The following is a 17584-nucleotide window of genomic DNA, read 5'->3' on the forward strand; positions in this document are numbered from 1 at the left end:
AAGAGGATGAATATTTAAGATGGTAGAAATAAATCTTCCATACGATCGAGGAGTTATTACTGCTAAGATTCCACAAGAAAAACTGGCAGGGACTTTGGTCTCAAAAGCAGCGACCTATAAAGCCGCATTTTCAGAAAATGAATTAGTTGAACGTTCCCTGGATAATCCGATTGGGAGTCCCTCATTAGAGAGCCTGGCGGCAGGAAAGAAAAACATTGTCATTATTAGTTCTGACCACACACGACCAGTACCGTCACATATTATTACACCAATTCTGCTGCGTCGTTTGCGTACCGCAGCACCCGAGGCACGGATTAGAATTTTAGTTGCTACTGGTTTCCATCGACCATCGACGCATGCGGAGTTGGTTGCTAAATATGGTGAACAAATTGTGGCAAACGAAGAAATTGTGATGCATATGTCTCAAAATGATGAGGACATGGTTAAAATCGGTAAATTACCTTCAGGCGGTGACTTGATTATTAATAAAGTTGCAGCTGAAGCGGACCTCTTAATCTCAGAAGGATTCATTGAATCGCACTTTTTTGCGGGCTTTTCTGGTGGACGTAAATCTGTTTTACCAGGAATCGCGTCTTATAAGACAATCATGGCAAATCATTCAGGTGAATTTATTGATGACAAGCATTCACGTACAGGAAACTTGCAACACAATCTAATTCATCATGACATGGTCTATGCAGCTAAAAAAGCTGGTCTACGATTCATTTTGAATGTTGTGTTAGACGAAGATAAGAAGATTATTGGTTCCTTTGCAGGAGATCTCGAAGCAGCACATAAAAAAGGAACGGATTTCGTAGCTGATTTAGCCGGAGTCAAAGCGGTTAAAAGCGAAATTACGATCTCTACCAATGGCGGATATCCCTTGGATCAGAACATTTACCAAGCGGTTAAGGGGATGACAGCTGCAGAAGCAACAAATAAACAAAATGGCACGATTATTATGGTTGCCGGTTGTCGTGATGGTCATGGTGGAGAAGGTTTTTATCATAATATTGCCGATGTAGCGGATCCCCAAGAATTCTTGGATGCAGCTATTAATACCCCCCGCTTGGAAACTGTTCCAGACCAGTGGACGTCTCAAATTTTAGCGCGGATTTTGGTTAACCATCATGTAATCTTTGTCTCTGACCTTGTTGATCCGGCTTTGATTACTAAAATGCACATGGAATTGGCTAAAACACTTGATGAAGCTCTGGAAAAGGCATATGAACGCGAAGGACAGGCAGCAAAAGTTACTGTTATTCCAGATGGCCTGGGCGTCATTGTAAAGGATTAATTGATGGAACAAAGTGAGATGTTGCAGTTCTTGCAACAAGTTGCCCAACAAAAGGTCTCTCCTGAAGAGGCATTGGTAAAGCTCAAGAATACAGGATTTACCGAATTAGAATATGCCAAAATTGATACTGAGCGGACCGCGCGCACGGGGTATCCAGAAGTTATCTATGGAGCAGGCAAGACAGCTGCCCAAATTGTCGGGATTGTACAGGCAATGAAACAGCAAAAACAACCAATCCTGGCTACTAGGGTAACCGCGAAAAAGGCTGCTGCTGTTTTAGCGCAGGAACCACAACTGCAATATGATCAGATTGCACAAACGCTGCGACTGCCAGCAGCCCAAATTGAGCAAAACGGTGAAATTGCAGTCGTGACGGCTGGAACGTCGGACATCAATGTTGCTGAGGAGGCTGCCGTGACCGCTGAATTTTTCGGTAACCGGGTTACACGAATTTATGATGTTGGAGTCGCAGGGATTCAACGGCTTTTCTCCAAGTTGGACCTGATTCGGCGGGCAAATGTTGTGATTGTGATTGCAGGAATGGAAGGTGCCTTGACTAGCGTAGTGGGCGGTTTGGTTGATGTTCCCGTAATTGCGGTGCCTACTAGTGTGGGTTATGGCAGCCACCTGAACGGTCTGACTCCTTTGCTTTCAATGTTGAATAGTTGTGCAGCCGGAATCAGCGTAGTCAATATCGACAATGGGTTTGGCGCGGCCTACAATGCCAGCATGATCAATCATTTAGCACAGGGGGGAAAGGACGAATGAAGACATTAGTTTTAGATGCTTTTTCAGGAATTAGCGGAGATATGTTTTTAGGAGCACTCTTTTCCTTAGGATTGTCTCAGACTGATTTGGAGAATGAACTAGCCAAATTACATGTTTCAGGATTCCATTTAACGGTTAAGCAGACTGAACGCTCAAGCATTTCAGGGGTCGATTTTGATGTTGTACTGGCTGACCACCAGCACAAGGATAACGGCGTTACTGAGCACGGACATCATCATGGCAGAAATTTTCAGATGATTCAAACATTGTTGCAAAAAAGTACCTTGAAAGAAAAGGTTAAGCAACGGGCATTGATGATGTTCAAAGAGATTGCACTGGCAGAAAGTCAGGTGCATCACAAAGACTTAAATGAAGTTCACTTTCATGAAGTAGGTGCCTTGGATTCAATTGTAGATCTTGTAGGGGCGGCAATTGCTGTCGAGCTGTTAGGGATTGATCAGATTGTGGTAAATAACTTGGCAGACGGGACAGGGACAATCAAGATTGCTCATGGCGTTGTTCCTGTACCAGTTCCAGCCGTAATGCAGATGCGTTTAGGAACGAATATCCCGGTGCAACAACGTTTCGACGTACATACGGAACTAGTGACACCTACAGGAATGGCAATTGTTAAATGCCTGGCACAGTCTTTTAATGTTACAACAACACCGGGAGTTTTAGAAAAAACTGGTTATGGCTTTGGCAAGCGCGCAACTGGCAGTTTAAATGCTTTACGTGCAAGTCTGTTCAATTCTAAACTGAGCGCTCAGGAAGTTGCACAAACTCAAGACCAGGTAATGTTGCTGGAAACTAATTTGGATGATATTACCGGTGAACAACTCGGCGATGCTATCCAGGGCTTAATGGAACTTGGCGCTAAAGATGCGTGGAGCGTGCCAATCATGATGAAAAAGGGACGTCCGGCATACAAATTATGTGTGTTGCTTGCGCCACAGCAAAAGCAACAGTTACTTGAGTATTTATTTGCACAAACTTCTGCGATCGGTGTGCGGTCCCAACTGCTCCAGCGCGAAATTATGCAACGCCAGTTAAAAACAGCTAAGACGTCTTTGGGAGAAATCAAAATTAAACAACTGAGCTACCAAGGAATCAGCAAATTTTCGCTGGAGCATGATGAGCTTTTAAGGCTGGCAGCTAAGTGGCACAGACCAGTGTTTGAGGTAGAACAGCAAATTTTAGCAGAGCTTCAAGAAAAAGTTAATTGAGGAAGGAAATCAAAATGAAGACATTAACAGAAAAAGAAAACAAGTTACAAAGTGTAATTGCAGGTTACGACCGAGTTGTAGTAGGTTTTTCAGGTGGAATTGATTCAACCGTTGTCTTAAAGGAAGCACTCAATACTTTGGGCACACAGAATGTGCTAGCAGTTGTTGCCAACTCGGAACTTTTTGCAGATGAAGAGTATCAAAAAGCTGTTAAATTGGCAAATGAGCTCGGAGCACAAGTTCAAGGAATACAACTTGACTACTTAGCAGAAGAACATGTTAAGCATAATACACCAGAATCATGGTATTACATGAAGAAGATTTTTTACCAGTCACTAAATAAAGTTGCTGCGCAGTTTTCAGCAACTGCCGCATTAGACGGGATGATTATGGATGACAATGCAGATTTTCGTCCAGGGTTGCGTGCGCGCGATGAAGAAGGTGCGGTTTCTGTTTTGCAAGTAGCTGGAATGTATAAGAAGGAAGTCCGTGAACTTGCACACGAGTTAGGACTTGAGAACTGGAACAAGGTTGCGTCTTGCTCTGTTTCTTCTCGTTTCCCATATTACACGGAATTGACAAGTACAAAAGTCCAACGTGTAATCGCAGCCGAAGGATATTTAAGAGCGCAAGGCTTTGCAACTGTCAGAGTTCGTGTGCATGAGCAAATTGCACGCATTGAAGTACCTGCAACTGATTTAGCAGCACTTATTGCAGAAAAAGCACAAATTGCTCAAAAATTACAGCAGTTGGGTTACGAGTATGTAACTGTTGATTTACAAAACTTTGAGAGCGGGCGGATGAACAAAACACTCTCAGCTACAGAAAAGAAGAAAGTATTAGTGGGGTAGAGTTGACATGCATTATTCTTTATTAGTTCGTTGTATTGCAGAATTTATTGGAACAGCCGTGATGGTTGCATTAGGCAATGGGTCAGTTGCTAATGTTGAGTTAAAAGGAACTAAAGGGTTTCACGGTGGCTGGGTGTTGATCGGCTTTGGTTATGGAATTGGAGTAATGATTCCTGCACTGATGTTTGCAACTGTTTCAGGAGCACAAATTAACCCGGCAATGACGATTGCACTTGCTGTGACAGGCGGCTTTCCTTGGAAGGAAGTCGTGCCATATGTTGTAGCGCAGTTATTAGGGGCCATCTTTGGTCAATTATTAATTGTGCTGGCATATCGACCTTATTATGCCGAAACAACTAATCCAGAGGCTATTCTAGGAACCTTCTCGACAATTGATGCAGCTAATAGTTGGCTGAATGGTTTTATTAACGAGTTTATTGGGACTTTCTTATTAGTAATGGGTGCTTTAAGCATCACAGCTGATAAGGTTGATTCTCGGGCTGATTTTATTGGATTAGGCTTTTTGGTAATGTGCTTGGTGGTTTCATTTGGAGGCCCAACTGGTCCAGCTTTGAACCCCGCACGTGATATTGGGCCCAGGTTGCTGCATGCTTTATGGCCTTTTGAATTCAAAGGCAGTTCGCAATTCAGTTATAGCTGGGTTCCGATTGTTGCACCTACAGCAGGTGCGATTGTAGCTGCAGTTATTTATCAGAGTATTTTCTAGTTTTATCGTCAAAATTTTTCAAAAACTTAAAGAGAGTGTGACATAGGTCGGGAAAATTCGAGTTAGACGGAGAATTTTGACTTATGGAACACGTTTATCCGGAATAAAAGAGGGACTGTGACAAAATTTAACTTTTGTCACAGCCCTTTTTTATAAAGTAAATACAAGATTTAGATTTTTATTAGGTATATGCAGGTTAACACTTAGTTCTCCAAACGGGGGAGTTTTTCAATAAGTGAAGCCAAGTTATTCAAATTAACATTAAAAGTATGTTTCGCAATTGGTGCCAGTAATTTTAAGGGGAGTTGGAGATTTGTTTTTTCCGGGATGTAAAGCTCTTCTTGCAAAACACTAACACCAGCAGCTGTTTCAGTTATTGTAAAAACAATTTGATATGCTAATTTGCCACCTGTACTTTGGTATCTAATATGGTTGCCGGCTGTGCTTAGTGTGATTGTTTCATGCTGATTAAGTGCAGCTTCTGCGCGCTTGATAATGAACTTAGCACCCTCTTGGTTTACTGTGGTAATTTCTGGAACCCATTCAAGTAAGTATTGGGGATGGACTAGAACTTCTTTAACCCTTTCAAGCTCTGCATTAACTGAAACAATGTTAGAAAATAATTTATATTGCATAATCAAGACCTCCTCGATTTGATGGTCTTAATATACTAAATTTCAGAAATAAGAGATAATCAGAATACTGATATTTAAAGCTCCTCATTTGTTTTTTCGCCAAAAAGATCTTTTAGAAAAAGACTGCGGCGGTGTGCTTCTAATTGTTGGTCAGCCTGACCACTTTCTTTAGCGATTTGCGCGCGTAGCTGATAACAGTTAGCCAGCATATAATGTGAGTTATGAGCGGTGATATAAGTAATCGCATCTTCCAACCACTTAAGCGCACTATTTATGTGATCAGCCTCGTAATTAATTAATGCCGCCAGATAAAAAACAATATTTAAATTTTCGACGTAATTAGCATCTTTGATTGAACTTGTGGCCTTTTTCAAAAGGTTGAAAGCAGCTTGAAGATGCCCTTGTTTAACTTTGATAAGGCCTAGAGAAATAAGACTTAAACGTTTTAAGGGTGAAGCAGTTCGACTTTCCTCAGCGCTAATCGCGAGTCTTAAATTTTGTGCTGCTTCACTTAGATTGGCGTCGAGGTGAAGCTTAGCCACCCCCAAATAATAATAATATGCTTGGGTCTGTTCAGCTGTTTGTACATGAGCAATTGTTTCAGTAGCGAGCAAGAAATTTTTCAAAGCTGCATAGTCGTGCTTGTTGCATAATTCAGTCAATTTCTGATTGAAATTTTGCTGAGTGCTAATCTCAAAATCTTTTAGCAAACTGATTTCTGTCAAGCTGATTGATAGGCGCTGGCACAAGTTGATTAATAATTTTGCACTTGGCAGATACTTGCCGTTTTCTATTGCCGACAACATTGACTGAGCACAGATCCCTTTAGCAGTTTCTTTTTGTGAAAAATTCAGCTGGTTACGTCTTTTTTTTAATGAAATTCCAAGTTGATTATGCAAGAAGGCCTCCTTATATTTAAATCCATTATAATGCGAATGAGTCTCATTTAGTAAGAGTAATTTTATTTTTGGGTCTTAATTGTGGAATACTTGCTTCAGTAAGATTACCAATAGCACACTTTAGTTTACGAGCTGAGCGTGTGTTTACCAAGATTTACACAAATCCCGCGTTTTTTAAGGTGTTTGCCGAATAATAAAGGTGATTCAGATGTACCATAGAGTTGTATTAGCGTGTGGCAAGCCATCTTTTTACTTAGCTCTAATCAATTTAATGGGCCCATGAACTGAGGATCCAAATGCTTGCTGGTAATTTTTCTTTAATTTAATACAAAAATAGGAGGAGTCCCAAATGAAAAATACCCGTTGGTGGAAAAACGAATTAGTCTATCAAGTCTATCCGCGTTCTTTTCAGGATACTAATAACGACGGAATAGGTGATTTAAGGGGCGTTATTCAACATTTAGCTTATTTTAAATCATTGGGGGTGACGATGCTTTGGATTTCGCCAGTCTATCAATCACCGATGGTTGATATGGGTTACGATATCTCGGATTACGAGGCAATTGATCCACAATTTGGAACAATGGCCGATTTTGATGAATTGCTTGAAAAGGCTCAAAAAATGAAAATCAAGCTAATTATGGATTTGGTAATTAATCACACTTCAGATCAACATGCATGGTTCAAACAAGCGCTTGCTACACCAGATAGTCCGTACAGAAATTACTATATTTTCAAAACTACAGCTAATGGGAAAGCTCCCAATAATTGGCGCAGCATTTTTGGAGGTTCAACGTGGACGGAAGTCCCGCATGAACCAGGGACCTTTTACTTTCATACTTTTGCTCCGCAGCAACCGGATCTTAACTGGGAAAATCCACAATTGCGGCAAAAAATTTATCAGATGATAAACTGGTGGCTGGATAAAGGAATTGCAGGATTCAGAATTGATGCAATTACGCATTTGAAAAAGGATCTTGACTGGGCTAGTTTGCCCGCAGATGGAGCGGACGGGCTAGTTACGGTCACTAAAAAAGGTCAGAATCGCCCAGGATTAGAGCTATTTTTGGATGAATTGAAAAAAGAAACATTTGACAAATATCACGCTGTCACGATCGGTGAAGCTTATGGTGTTCCTAAAAAGGATTTGGCAAAATTTATCGGTCCAGCAGGCTACTTTTCAATGATTTTTGATTTTAGTTACATTAACATCGATGTTGCTGATGTTGATGAGTGGGATCGCGGACATGCAAATTGGTCAGTAACTGATTTAAAGCAGATTATTTTTGAATATCATGCTGCCATTCAAGCGGTCGCTGGCTGGACAGCCAATGTGCTCGAGAACCATGATCAACCGCGGGTACTGTCAAAATTGATCAAGGATAAACGCTACCAGACGCCCACAGCAGCTAAAGCACTGGCGACAATGTATTATTTTTTGCCAGGAGTTCCATTTATTTATCAAGGGCAAGAAATTGGAATGAAGAATTTTGAGCGTCAGAGCATTAAAGAGTTTAATGACGTTTCATCACTCAATAACTATCAAGTTGCACTTGCAGCCGGCCAGGATACAAAAACAGCCTTGGCGTTAGTTAATGAACGTTCACGGGATAATGCACGGACACCAATGCAGTGGGATAGCAGCCAATATGGGGGATTTTCACAAACACAGCCATGGCTGAAAATGGGCACCGATATCCAAGGCATTAATGTGGCGGCAGAAGAAGTCGATCCGACCTCAACGTTGAATTATTATCGCCAATTGGCTAAAGTTCGGCAGGATCCGCAGTATCATGCCATTTTTATTGAGGGTTCATTGGAAGAACTGAAAGATATTCCAGCCGATGTCCTTGGCTATCAAAGAGTCTGGCAGCAGCGGGCAATTTTAGTGTTAGTTAATCTGTCTCCAAATGAACAACACGTTACAATTTCAGCAGGAAGGGTACTCATAAACAATCAAACCACGCTCGACAAAACAGCCGATACAATCAACTTAAGACCATATCAGGCTGTAGTTTTAGGATAATCGATGTGGCAGCATAATCTATGAATTCTCATAAGTATGATAGCAATCGCGGTGTTTAGAAACTTTTTTGCGTAAATTGAGCAGGTCCTGAGCTAAACTTATTTGCACAAAAAGGTTTTTTGCTGTGCAGTGATTCTTGGGTGTCGCTGTTAGGCAGGCAAAAAATATGGGGTTAAAAGGCAAATAAGCAGCAAATCTTTATAATATAGTTAAAAAAAACGTAAATAATTCTTAACATAGAGTGAAACTGTTCCTGAGGTTTAGATAATATAATAATATTAAAATAAGTTAGTTAATCAGCTTTTAGATGGATACATGTTGACCTTTGGGTTTCTACCGAAAAGGGTTGGAAGCTGGCAAGCGGGAATCAGAAAAAATCTGCATGCACTTTAATAAAGGAGCAGGCACTTTTGAGGGGTAAGATGGATGGATAAGAGTAAAAGACAGCAAAACGAACAGACAGTTAAAACAGCACGCTATCACCCTGATTATCAAACAGGATTAAGTCACGCCATGGTGGAGTCGCGTTTTGCTGAAGGGGCAGTTAATCAGACTGTTGATAGTGACTTTAAAACGAACCGACAGATTATTATAGATAACACCTTTACTTACTTTAACCTGATTTTTTTGGTTTTAGCAGTTCTTTTAGTAGTAGTCGATTCATTCAAGAACTTGACTTTTCTTCCGGTAGTGATTGCCAATACGGTGATCGGAATTGTACAAGAAATCCATGCTAAGAAAGTTTTGAATAATCTGAGTGTGATGAACGCGGCTACAGTGACAACCATTAGAAACGGAGAAGAGAAAACGACACCGTTTGAGGAATTGGTTCTTGACGATATTGTAATTCTTAAGACGGATGATCAGATTCCTGCGGATGCGGTGGTGGTAAAAGGACAGGTTCAGGTCAACGAATCCTTGTTAACCGGAGAGTCTGATGAGATTACCAAGAAAGAAAACGATGATTTACTTTCCGGCAGTTTTATCGTTGCAGGAAAATGCTATGCGCGGTTAGATAAGGTAGGTAACGACGCCTATATTTCGAAGTTAACGTTAAAGGCAAAGGCCATGGGACATGATGAACAGTCCAAGATGATTAAGTCCTTGAATAAGTTAATCAAATGGGTCGGAATTATTATTATTCCTGTAGGACTTATTTTGTTTTTCCAAAATATACTTCTTAATCATGAATCTTTAGAAAATAGTGTTATTTCAATGGAAGCTGCATTAATTGGGATGATTCCAGAAGGCTTGTATCTGCTGACAACCATTGCGCTAGCTCTGAGTGCAACTCGGTTAGCGCGGAGGCAGGTGATGCTGCACGACATGAAGAGCGTTGAGACCTTAGCAAGGGTTAATGTCCTATGCTTAGACAAAACGGGCACGATTACTGAAAATGAAATGGCAGTCCAGAAAGTAATTCCAGCCGCTGGTTACCAAGAAAAAGGACAGGTTGTTCCCATAGAAACGTTGATTGGAGATTTTGCAGCTGCCATGCCAGGTGACAACGCAACAATGAAGGCAATTAAGCATTATTTTACTAAAACAAGCGGCCGGCAAGCTCAAAGTAAAGTTCCTTTCTCCTCAGTACAAAAGTTTAGCGGTGTTAGTTTTGCTGACCAAACTTATGTATTGGGAGCGCCTGAAATGGTTTTACGTGCCAAATTTGACAGTTATCAGCCAGAATTTATTAATTATACGCAAAAGGGCTATCGTGTTCTTGTTTTTGGAGAGTATCCCAAGGAGCTACTTAAGCCTGTCTTAACAGCAGAAGTAAGACCTTTAGGTTACATTTTGATTGCTAATCCGGTGCGTAAGGAAGCTCGCAAAACATTTGCATATTTTGAAAAACAAGGCGTTGCCCTCAAAGTAATTTCTGGAGATAATCCGCTCACAGTTTCGCATGTTGCAACAGAGGCCGGAATTGCAGCTGCAGATAGATATATTGATGCCTCAAGGTTAACCCCGGAGCAATATCCTGCTGCCGTTAAAAATTATACAATTTTTGGACGTGTCAGACCTGAACAAAAGAAACAGTTTATTCAGCTGCTGAAAAAACAGGGGAGTACGGTTGCAATGACGGGTGATGGGGTAAATGACATTCTTGCGATGAAGGAAGCTGACTGCAGTATTGCGATGGCCTCCGGAAATAGTGCTGCAATGCAGGCTTCTCAAGTGGTGCTGCTAGATTCAGACTTTTCAAAGATGCCAGAAGTAGTTTTTGAGGGAAGACGGGTAGTCAATAATATTGAACGTTCTGCCGGTTTATTCCTAGTGAAAAATATTTTTTCGTTGTTGATGGCAGTCTTGGCGATGCTTTTAACCGTCTCTTACCCCTTGCAGCCAACGCAAATAACGTTGATTAGTGCTTTTACAATCGGATTGCCTTCATTTTTACTAGCATTGGAAGATAATCGAAAACGTATCAGGGGCAACTTCATTATAAATATTCTTAGTCGTTCGATTCCGGGTGGAATAACGGATTTGTTAGTAGTAGGCGCGCTCGTTATTTGCGGAATAATCCTCGATTTACACAAAGCCGATGTATCAACCGCAGCAACAATGCTCTTGATCGCAGTTGGGTTTATGGTATTGTTCAAAATTAGTCAACCCTTGAACAAGTTCAGAGTAGGTGTGATTGCAGCGAGTTTTGTGTGCACTGTTGTAGCTGCACTATTGTTTAACAATCTGTTTTCGCTCACGGCAATTTCTCCGATTTCAATTCTGTTGTTAATAATTTTATTTTTTGCCGCTGACTCTGTCTTTCGCTATTTAACTAAGGCAGTTGAAAGAGCAAGAGAAGCGTTACTGCAGCGAAGCGGACAAGAGCATCATCTTAGTTTTAAGGAGATATGGCAGTATTTAAAAAAGAAAAAAGCATAGTGTAATTTTGAGTTTGGGACAAAAGTCGCGAACTCTTTTTTGCTTTCCAAACAGCTAGTGCTGAGACATGAACCAAAAGCCAACTAAATGCCTTTTTTCACTCTCAATATTTCGCGGGAAATTTTGCAAAATAAGTAAAATTAGATTTGGGCCTAGTGAGCGTTTAACTACGGTACTAGTAGCAAGTCTTTTTTATTTAGGCTGAAAAGATCACAGATGGCAGGGAAAAATTAGAAGCAGATAGTTGAAAAACTTACGGGTACAGTAGCTGACATAATGTTAATTTTTAAAGTGCTAAAAAGTTAATGTTATATTTGAGAGTTGATGTGAAAAAACAAAGAATTTTATGAACTAGGTATACCATCTTAGTTATAATGTACTAATTATCTATGGTATCTCTCATCACAATTCCCGATAGTTCGCGGGTTCTTTCCTCACAGTTGATTGGTATCAATTAGTGGGTGTGCGTAAAGCCTTGGAGTATCAGGAATTGTTTAGAGGGTTACCACAGTATATTTTTGCTGGGATAATGATGTATTTAACAGGACATTCGTTTCCAACCTGTAGCTCTGACAATCAGATTAGAGCGTTAGTGGGTGTGCTATTTTAGATTATGATTAACGCCGCACTAAATTCACCGGGAGTTATTTTTGTGGAGAAGACACACTTTTTTGAGAAAATAATTGATTAAATAAGCATGTGCTGAAAAATAGGTCTCAGGTGATACTAAAATGCAAAAAAATAAGCCTCACTCAATTAAGAGATGAGGCCACAGAAGTGTTGTGCGAATAAGAGACTATTATTAATCCAATTAAGAATAATAGTTCCTGGTTCTCAATTAATATAACATGAAGAACAGGGGGATTCAACCCCTTTTACTTAAATTGAACTACAATTATAATTGATATTTGGTCTTAAAAAAACATTTTTCTTATATAAAATTCGCAAAAGTATCTGATTAATTGTTAGGCTGCCATACAGCAAACGGGAACACTTTAAAGAATATTTTGTTGTTCCAAATGTTCCTGGGCTTTTTGAAGGACAAGCTTGTCACCGAGAAAGTCTGCAAAGGACCACGCTTTGATCATGTACGCGAGAGCTTCTTGTGTCCAACTATCATGCTGATCACGCAGCGTGGTAGCATAGAGGAAATAGAAGGAGTCCATAAACATAGGGGTATTATGCTTTCTGGCGAATTTAATGGCGGTGGTCAAACTTTCTAAGCAGGAACTATAGTTTTCCGTGTTTGAGTAATATTTACTGAGATTATCTAACAGCATGAGATACCAAAAAACATTCTTATCGGTGTTGATTTTTGTCAGTAGGGCGGGAAGTTGTTTGAAGTAGAAGGAACTTTTATCGAGCTCCTTTTTCATTTCATAGGTAACACCTAGCTCACAAATAGCAAGGATCGTATAGATATTGGCTTTATCTGTTGATTCCTGCAAGATTTGATTGTAGCCAAAAACGGCATCATCGTAATCTTTTTTAATCCACATCGCAGCTGTAGTTTTTAAAAAGTTAAAATGTGCTTGTTGTTCAGGAACAGTTGTCTTTTTAATTTTTTTAAGTGTTGCTAATGTGTCTTCAAATTGATAATTCATGAATTGCTTATCAGCAGTATTTAAGAAACGTTGATTTTGAATCTTGGTATTTGCCACTAAAACATCGTCTAACGACAAAGAAAGTCGATCGAGAATTTTGGCGAGAATCTCACTACTAGGAGTAGTGGAATTGCGCTCCAACGCACTGATGGTCCCTTGTGTAGTGATATTATCGGCAAGATCTTTTTGGGAGATATGAAGCTTTTTGCGCTGGGTCTTTATAACATTTCCGTCTATCATTTTAATTCCACCTTATTTTTTTTAAAATTATATGTTACTATTAGTTAAAAAGGGAGATGAGTATAAATTGAAGAAAAAGTTAATTGGATTGATAGCTTTATCGGCGCTTTCGAGCGGGCTCATTGTTGACGCTGTTCAGACTACTAATATTGCAAAAGTTGCAACTAATGGTGTTCGGACCGAACAGGCAAATTCACACAGTAACTCAAATAATACGGGCACTGTTTTTGCATCGGAATTACCATACCATTAACCCAATGTTAATCTTAATTATACGTTCGCCTCTAATTTTACCATAAGGGTCACTATAATCCATAGCCGAAAATTTTAAAAAATATTGTTTCGGTTATCTGGTAAAAACAATTTCTAAGTCTAAATTATATGTATCAATAAATGACATTGTCGTGTTAATAAAATGCTCTTTTTAATTGTTGCGCAGTAAAAATAATTAAAGAGAGCGTTTTTTTGTAACTAAATATTCTAAAATTTAGCAGACTAAACTGAATTTTGTTGGTTATATTAATGAAGCGAAGCAATTGGAAATCAGTATTATTGCGGCTGCACATACACGTTATTCTTGGAATAAGTGGACTTTGCTTTCAAATATTTAGCGCGCCTTCCTAAGATAAGAGAGTATGATAGAAGGTTTTAAGATTGGAGGACTAACATGAATGCTATGAATAATTTTGAGTTGATCAGGAAATTTTGAGTATCGGACATGCTTATCCACAAAAAATAAGGGGGCTGGGCCAAAAGTGAAATTTTAGTCTAGCTCCTTTACTTATTCTGGATAGACGTGTTCCATAAGTCAAAATTTTTCGGCTAACCTCGAACTACCCAAATTTTACCGACTTATGTCACACTCTCTTTTCCTTGAAAAACGGTAATTAAGCAGTCGTGAAAGCAGATTTTACTGAATGTTGCTACTGGCCAACATAACTATTTTTAAGTGTAAAATTTTTAGAAATATGCACAGTAGGTTTTTGCGTCACGTCAGCACCATAATATTTTTTGGCGAATTTTGAAAGAGTCCCATCTTTTTTCAAGGCGGCAAGTGCAGTATTAATCTGTTTTTGAAGTTGCTTGTTATTTTTGTTAATGACAATTCCTTCACCTGTGCCATCTTCATTAGTAGTAAAGTACATGTTAGGAATAATCTTAAGTCCGCTGTTAGGAACCGCCTTGAGTGCTAATTTCTGGAGGTAATAGTCATTCATAATGAAATCGGTCTTACCATTTTTTACATCACGCAGATAGACATCGTTAGTCACATTATCGTAGTTGACAGCTTTTGCACCTAATTGTTCAGCTAGGCGTTGATAGTTTGTTCCAGATTCGCCTGCGGAGCGTTTCCCCTTGAGGTCAGCCCAACTGTGAATACCTGAATTATCGCTTGCACGAACTACGAGGCTGTTAAATGAGTGTTTAATGGATGTCGACATCAAGTAGCTCTTTTTACGGGCAGGAGAGATTGCAAAATCATTGATTGCAACTTCTGTTTTACCAGACTTCACCGCAGTTAACATCCCGTCAACATTATACTCTTTGAATACTATTTTTTTATGGAGTTTCTTAGCAACTGCTCGGATAACTTCAATATCATAGCCAGTTAATTTTTTTGTGTTTGAATCATGATACGAAGTTGGATAAAGTGTTCCTGAAGTTGCGACTGTCAGTGTGTTTTTATGACTGAGACTTTTGGTGCCAAAAATAATGAAGCCCAGAATACAGATAACTGCTAGTCCTAAAGAAATCAACCATTTTTTACGTGACATTTGTAGTTCCCCCTTGGATTGAAAGATCACTCTTGCTTCTATCATAGCCTTCAGAAAGCGATTCCACAAATAACAAGGCTGTCCTAATTAGAAGTTAACCCTTTAATATTGAAAACGATGTTCTGTCCACTGTTCAAGCAAGCTGAGGACGCAGCAGACTAACCAGTAGATGACTGCAATTACGATATAAATTGTCATGTAGTCTTGACTGGCCCCCGCAACTATTTTGGCTTTCATGAACATTTCTGACACGGTAATCATTGCAGCAAGTGAGGTTCCTTTGAACATGTCTAAGAGGACATTTCCCAAGGAAGGCAGGACAATGCGAAAGGCCTGCGGAAGAATTACATACTGCATTGTTTGAAGGCTTGAAAATCCAAGTGCGCGAGCGGCATCATATTGGGTTTGATTGATTCCAAGGAGGGCTGAGCGGTAATATTCGGCAATAAAAGCACTTGAAACTAGAGTGATTGAGAGAATCGTGGCTGAAATGGCATCCAGATTTGCCCCAAAATAAGTTAAAAACAAAACTACCAATGTTGGGACACCCCTAAAAAAAGAGATATAAAAGCGTGCTAAGAGGCTGAGCGCACGGTGCGGGTTTATGCGCAGTAGCATTATAAGAATCCCGACGACATTTGAAGTAATAAAACAAGCAACCAAAAGAGTTAGGGATAATGGCAACCCGCTGAGAATCGTGGGAAGTGAACGGAGTGCAAGTGTCGGGTTAAATAGATTCATGTTAAATTGCTCCTTATATGAGAAATCTTTTTTGAATTGACTTTCTATTATGACTATCATAGCGCTAAACTAGTGAAATTTCTTAAGGAAAAGGCTGTTTCAGCACTAGCTGCTTGGAAACAAAGGACACAACAAAAGAGTTCGCGACTTTTGTCCCAAACTCTTACTATTCATGCTGATGGATGAGGTGTTTCATAAGTCAAAATTTTCCGGTCAACTCCGAATTACTCACCTTAAAATACGCACGATGTTTGTAATTTCAAGATAACATTCAATATTTACCGACGTGTGCCACACTCTACCTCAATTTTATTTTGTAAGTTAGTTTAAAACTTGAAACCTGCCAGCAAGAGGCATGTTCAGACTAACTAGCGGACCTTAGCTGCCACCACTTCTTGTACCCAACCTTGGGGTGCAGGGCGATCTCCCAACTGGATCCCGACTAAAGCGTCATAAAGTTTTTTGGTTACAGGGCCGGGTTCAGTTTCGCTATAAAAGACATGCTTCTTATCTTGATAGGTAAGGGAACCAACCGGAGAAATGACAGCTGCAGTTCCCATCGCCCCAGCTTCTGAAAATTTAGCTAATTCACTAACTTTAAGTTGAGTCTCTTCAGGATGCAGACCTAATTCCTTAGCAATTTCCAAGATGGATTTTTTAGTGATAGACGGCAAGATTGAATTTGATTTAGGGGTTAAGAATTGGCCATCTTTGGTGATGCCATAGAAGTTCGCACCGCCAAATTCATCAATATATTTATGTTCGCGTGGATCTAAGTAAAGACAATCTGCAAATCCGGCCTTCTTTGCCAAGATTGAAGGAAACAAACTCCCGGCGTAGTTTCCGGCAGTTTTGGCTTGACCAGTTCCAGCGTAAGCGGCACGGTCATATTTGCTAACTACATATGGCATTGGAACTAATCCTTTAACATAAGCGCCAACTGGAGTGGCATAGATATGGAACTGATATTCTTCCGAAGGTGCAACACCGACAAGCGGTTGGGTTCCGATCATAAAAGGTCGAATGTAAAGTGCACCGCCTGTTCCATAGGGTGGGACAAATTCTTGATTAGCTTTGACGACAGCTTTAACAGCTGCAACAAACTTTTCCTCAGGATAGGGTTCCATGAGTAATCTTTTAGCAGAGTTTACAAATCGCTTAGCGTTCATGTCGGGGCGAAAAAGGTTGATTCCGCCATCTTTACGGCGATATGCCTTCATACCTTCAAAAACTTCTTGCCCATAGTGAAGATCTTCGGCAGCTTCTGATAAAGTTAAGGTGGAAGCAGTGGTTAGTCCACCATTTTGCCAGTTACCATCTTTAAAGTCTTCATGGTAGCTGTAGGGCAAATCCCGGTATGAGAATCCTAAATTAGACCAATCGAGGTCCGCTACATTTTGCTTTTTACTTTCTTTTGTCATTTCAAAAACGCTCCTTTTTGATTTTCGAACTAGCTACGTGTATCCCGCAATGTGAAATTTAAATTAGTTTTACAGAAAGTATTCTGCGTAAGTTGTAACACCTCCTAGAATTTGAATGCGAAAACTCATAACCCGCTAGGCAAGATTGCAAAAAAGCGTCCTTTAGCTGTTCAGTTAGAACGGCTAAAGGACGCTTTTGCGTGGTACCACCTTTATTTGTAATCTTAAGCAGACTACCTCAATTGTTTCATATGAAACAAATACACGATAATGTGTGTATGCAGTGCAACTTACTCTTGATTTTAGCTGCATGGCTCGGAGCTGATTGTCAATTATTTTTCCGGATTGCTTTTCAGCTCCCAGCAACTCTCTGAACGGAAAATGTAAAAGACACTTCTCTTCTGTGCTTTTCAAGTTTTTATAATTTTCTTATCCAAATCTAATGTTTGACAGAAGCTTACACCCGCAACCTGACGATGTCAAGTGCAAAA

At 39.9% G+C, this 17584-nt stretch carries 14 protein-coding genes and 1 other annotated feature; of the genes, 8 read left to right on the plus strand and 6 right to left on the minus strand.

Annotation, left to right across the window (positions count from 1 at the left end):
* The first annotated feature begins 19 nt into the window (after window positions 1–19).
* Genes larA through AB3Y88_RS06340 form a run of 5 tightly spaced genes read left to right on the plus strand, consistent with a single transcriptional unit; the run spans window position 20 to window position 4869 of the window.
* Complete coding sequence (larA, locus tag AB3Y88_RS06320) at window positions 20–1297, plus strand: nickel-dependent lactate racemase (RefSeq protein WP_228888163.1); 1278 nt, start codon at window positions 20–22, stop codon at window positions 1295–1297.
* 3 nt (window positions 1298–1300) lie between these two features.
* Window positions 1301–2065 carry a nickel pincer cofactor biosynthesis protein LarB gene (gene larB / locus AB3Y88_RS06325; RefSeq protein ID WP_228888160.1) on the plus strand — a complete coding sequence of 255 codons (765 nt, stop codon included), beginning with the start codon at window positions 1301–1303 and terminating at the stop codon, window positions 2063–2065.
* Window positions 2062–3291: a nickel pincer cofactor biosynthesis protein LarC gene (larC, locus tag AB3Y88_RS06330; protein WP_056962020.1), complete on the plus strand. Its 1230-nt coding sequence runs from the start codon at window positions 2062–2064 to the stop codon at window positions 3289–3291. Before larB ends, larC begins: the two co-directional genes overlap by 4 nt.
* Before the next feature lie 14 nt (window positions 3292–3305).
* Window positions 3306–4142, plus strand: a complete 837-nt coding sequence (gene larE / locus AB3Y88_RS06335) for an ATP-dependent sacrificial sulfur transferase LarE (protein WP_228888158.1) — start codon at window positions 3306–3308, stop codon at window positions 4140–4142.
* 7 nt (window positions 4143–4149) lie between these two features.
* Window positions 4150–4869, plus strand: a complete 720-nt coding sequence (locus tag AB3Y88_RS06340; RefSeq protein WP_056962022.1) for an MIP/aquaporin family protein — start codon at window positions 4150–4152, stop codon at window positions 4867–4869.
* A 203-nt stretch (window positions 4870–5072) separates the two neighbouring features.
* Here the strand turns inward: AB3Y88_RS06340 and AB3Y88_RS06345 are convergent, their stop codons facing one another.
* Entirely contained in the window at window positions 5073–5504 is a 432-nt protein-coding gene (locus AB3Y88_RS06345) for an SRPBCC family protein (protein WP_056962023.1), read from the minus strand.
* A gap of 74 nt (window positions 5505–5578) precedes the next feature.
* A complete protein-coding gene (locus AB3Y88_RS06350; protein WP_228888156.1) occupies window positions 5579–6403 on the minus strand; it encodes a helix-turn-helix transcriptional regulator in 825 nt (274 codons plus the stop codon).
* 349 nt (window positions 6404–6752) lie between these two features.
* On the opposite strand from AB3Y88_RS06350, the gene AB3Y88_RS06355 reads away from it, so the two are divergent.
* Both AB3Y88_RS06355 and AB3Y88_RS06360 read left to right on the plus strand, forming a co-directional pair.
* Entirely contained in the window at window positions 6753–8429 is a 1677-nt protein-coding gene (locus AB3Y88_RS06355) for an alpha-glucosidase (RefSeq protein ID WP_056962025.1), read from the plus strand.
* 426 nt (window positions 8430–8855) lie between these two features.
* Window positions 8856–11312, plus strand: coding sequence for a cation-translocating P-type ATPase (locus tag AB3Y88_RS06360; RefSeq protein ID WP_056962026.1), 2457 nt, complete (start codon window positions 8856–8858; stop codon window positions 11310–11312).
* A gap of 995 nt (window positions 11313–12307) precedes the next feature.
* Here AB3Y88_RS06360 and AB3Y88_RS06365 read toward each other — a convergent pair.
* A complete protein-coding gene (locus tag AB3Y88_RS06365) occupies window positions 12308–13156 on the minus strand; it encodes a helix-turn-helix domain-containing protein (RefSeq protein WP_056962027.1) in 849 nt (282 codons plus the stop codon).
* A gap of 67 nt (window positions 13157–13223) precedes the next feature.
* Between AB3Y88_RS06365 and AB3Y88_RS06370 the strand changes: the two genes are divergently transcribed.
* On the plus strand, window positions 13224–13409 hold the full coding sequence (locus AB3Y88_RS06370; RefSeq protein WP_054757278.1) for a hypothetical protein: 186 nt from the start codon (window positions 13224–13226) through the stop codon (window positions 13407–13409).
* 670 nt (window positions 13410–14079) lie between these two features.
* Here the strand turns inward: AB3Y88_RS06370 and AB3Y88_RS06375 are convergent.
* The 3 genes from AB3Y88_RS06375 to AB3Y88_RS06385 all read right to left on the minus strand — a co-directional run bounded on the left by AB3Y88_RS06375 (window position 14080) and on the right by AB3Y88_RS06385 (window position 17093).
* Window positions 14080–14931, minus strand: coding sequence for a transporter substrate-binding domain-containing protein (locus AB3Y88_RS06375; protein WP_228888153.1), 852 nt, complete (start codon window positions 14929–14931; stop codon window positions 14080–14082).
* Window positions 14932–15033: 102 nt separating this feature from the next.
* Entirely contained in the window at window positions 15034–15672 is a 639-nt protein-coding gene (locus tag AB3Y88_RS06380) for an amino acid ABC transporter permease (protein ID WP_056962028.1), read from the minus strand.
* A 368-nt stretch (window positions 15673–16040) separates the two neighbouring features.
* Window positions 16041–17093, minus strand: coding sequence for a branched-chain amino acid aminotransferase (locus tag AB3Y88_RS06385; protein WP_228888151.1), 1053 nt, complete (start codon window positions 17091–17093; stop codon window positions 16041–16043).
* A 183-nt stretch (window positions 17094–17276) separates the two neighbouring features.
* Window positions 17277–17506 (minus strand) — a binding site (T-box leader).
* Window positions 17507–17584: the final 78 nt, after the last annotated feature.

Origin of the sequence: Liquorilactobacillus satsumensis, from assembly GCF_964065465.1 — a bacterium.
GTDB classification, from domain to species: domain Bacteria; phylum Bacillota; class Bacilli; order Lactobacillales; family Lactobacillaceae; genus Liquorilactobacillus; species Liquorilactobacillus satsumensis.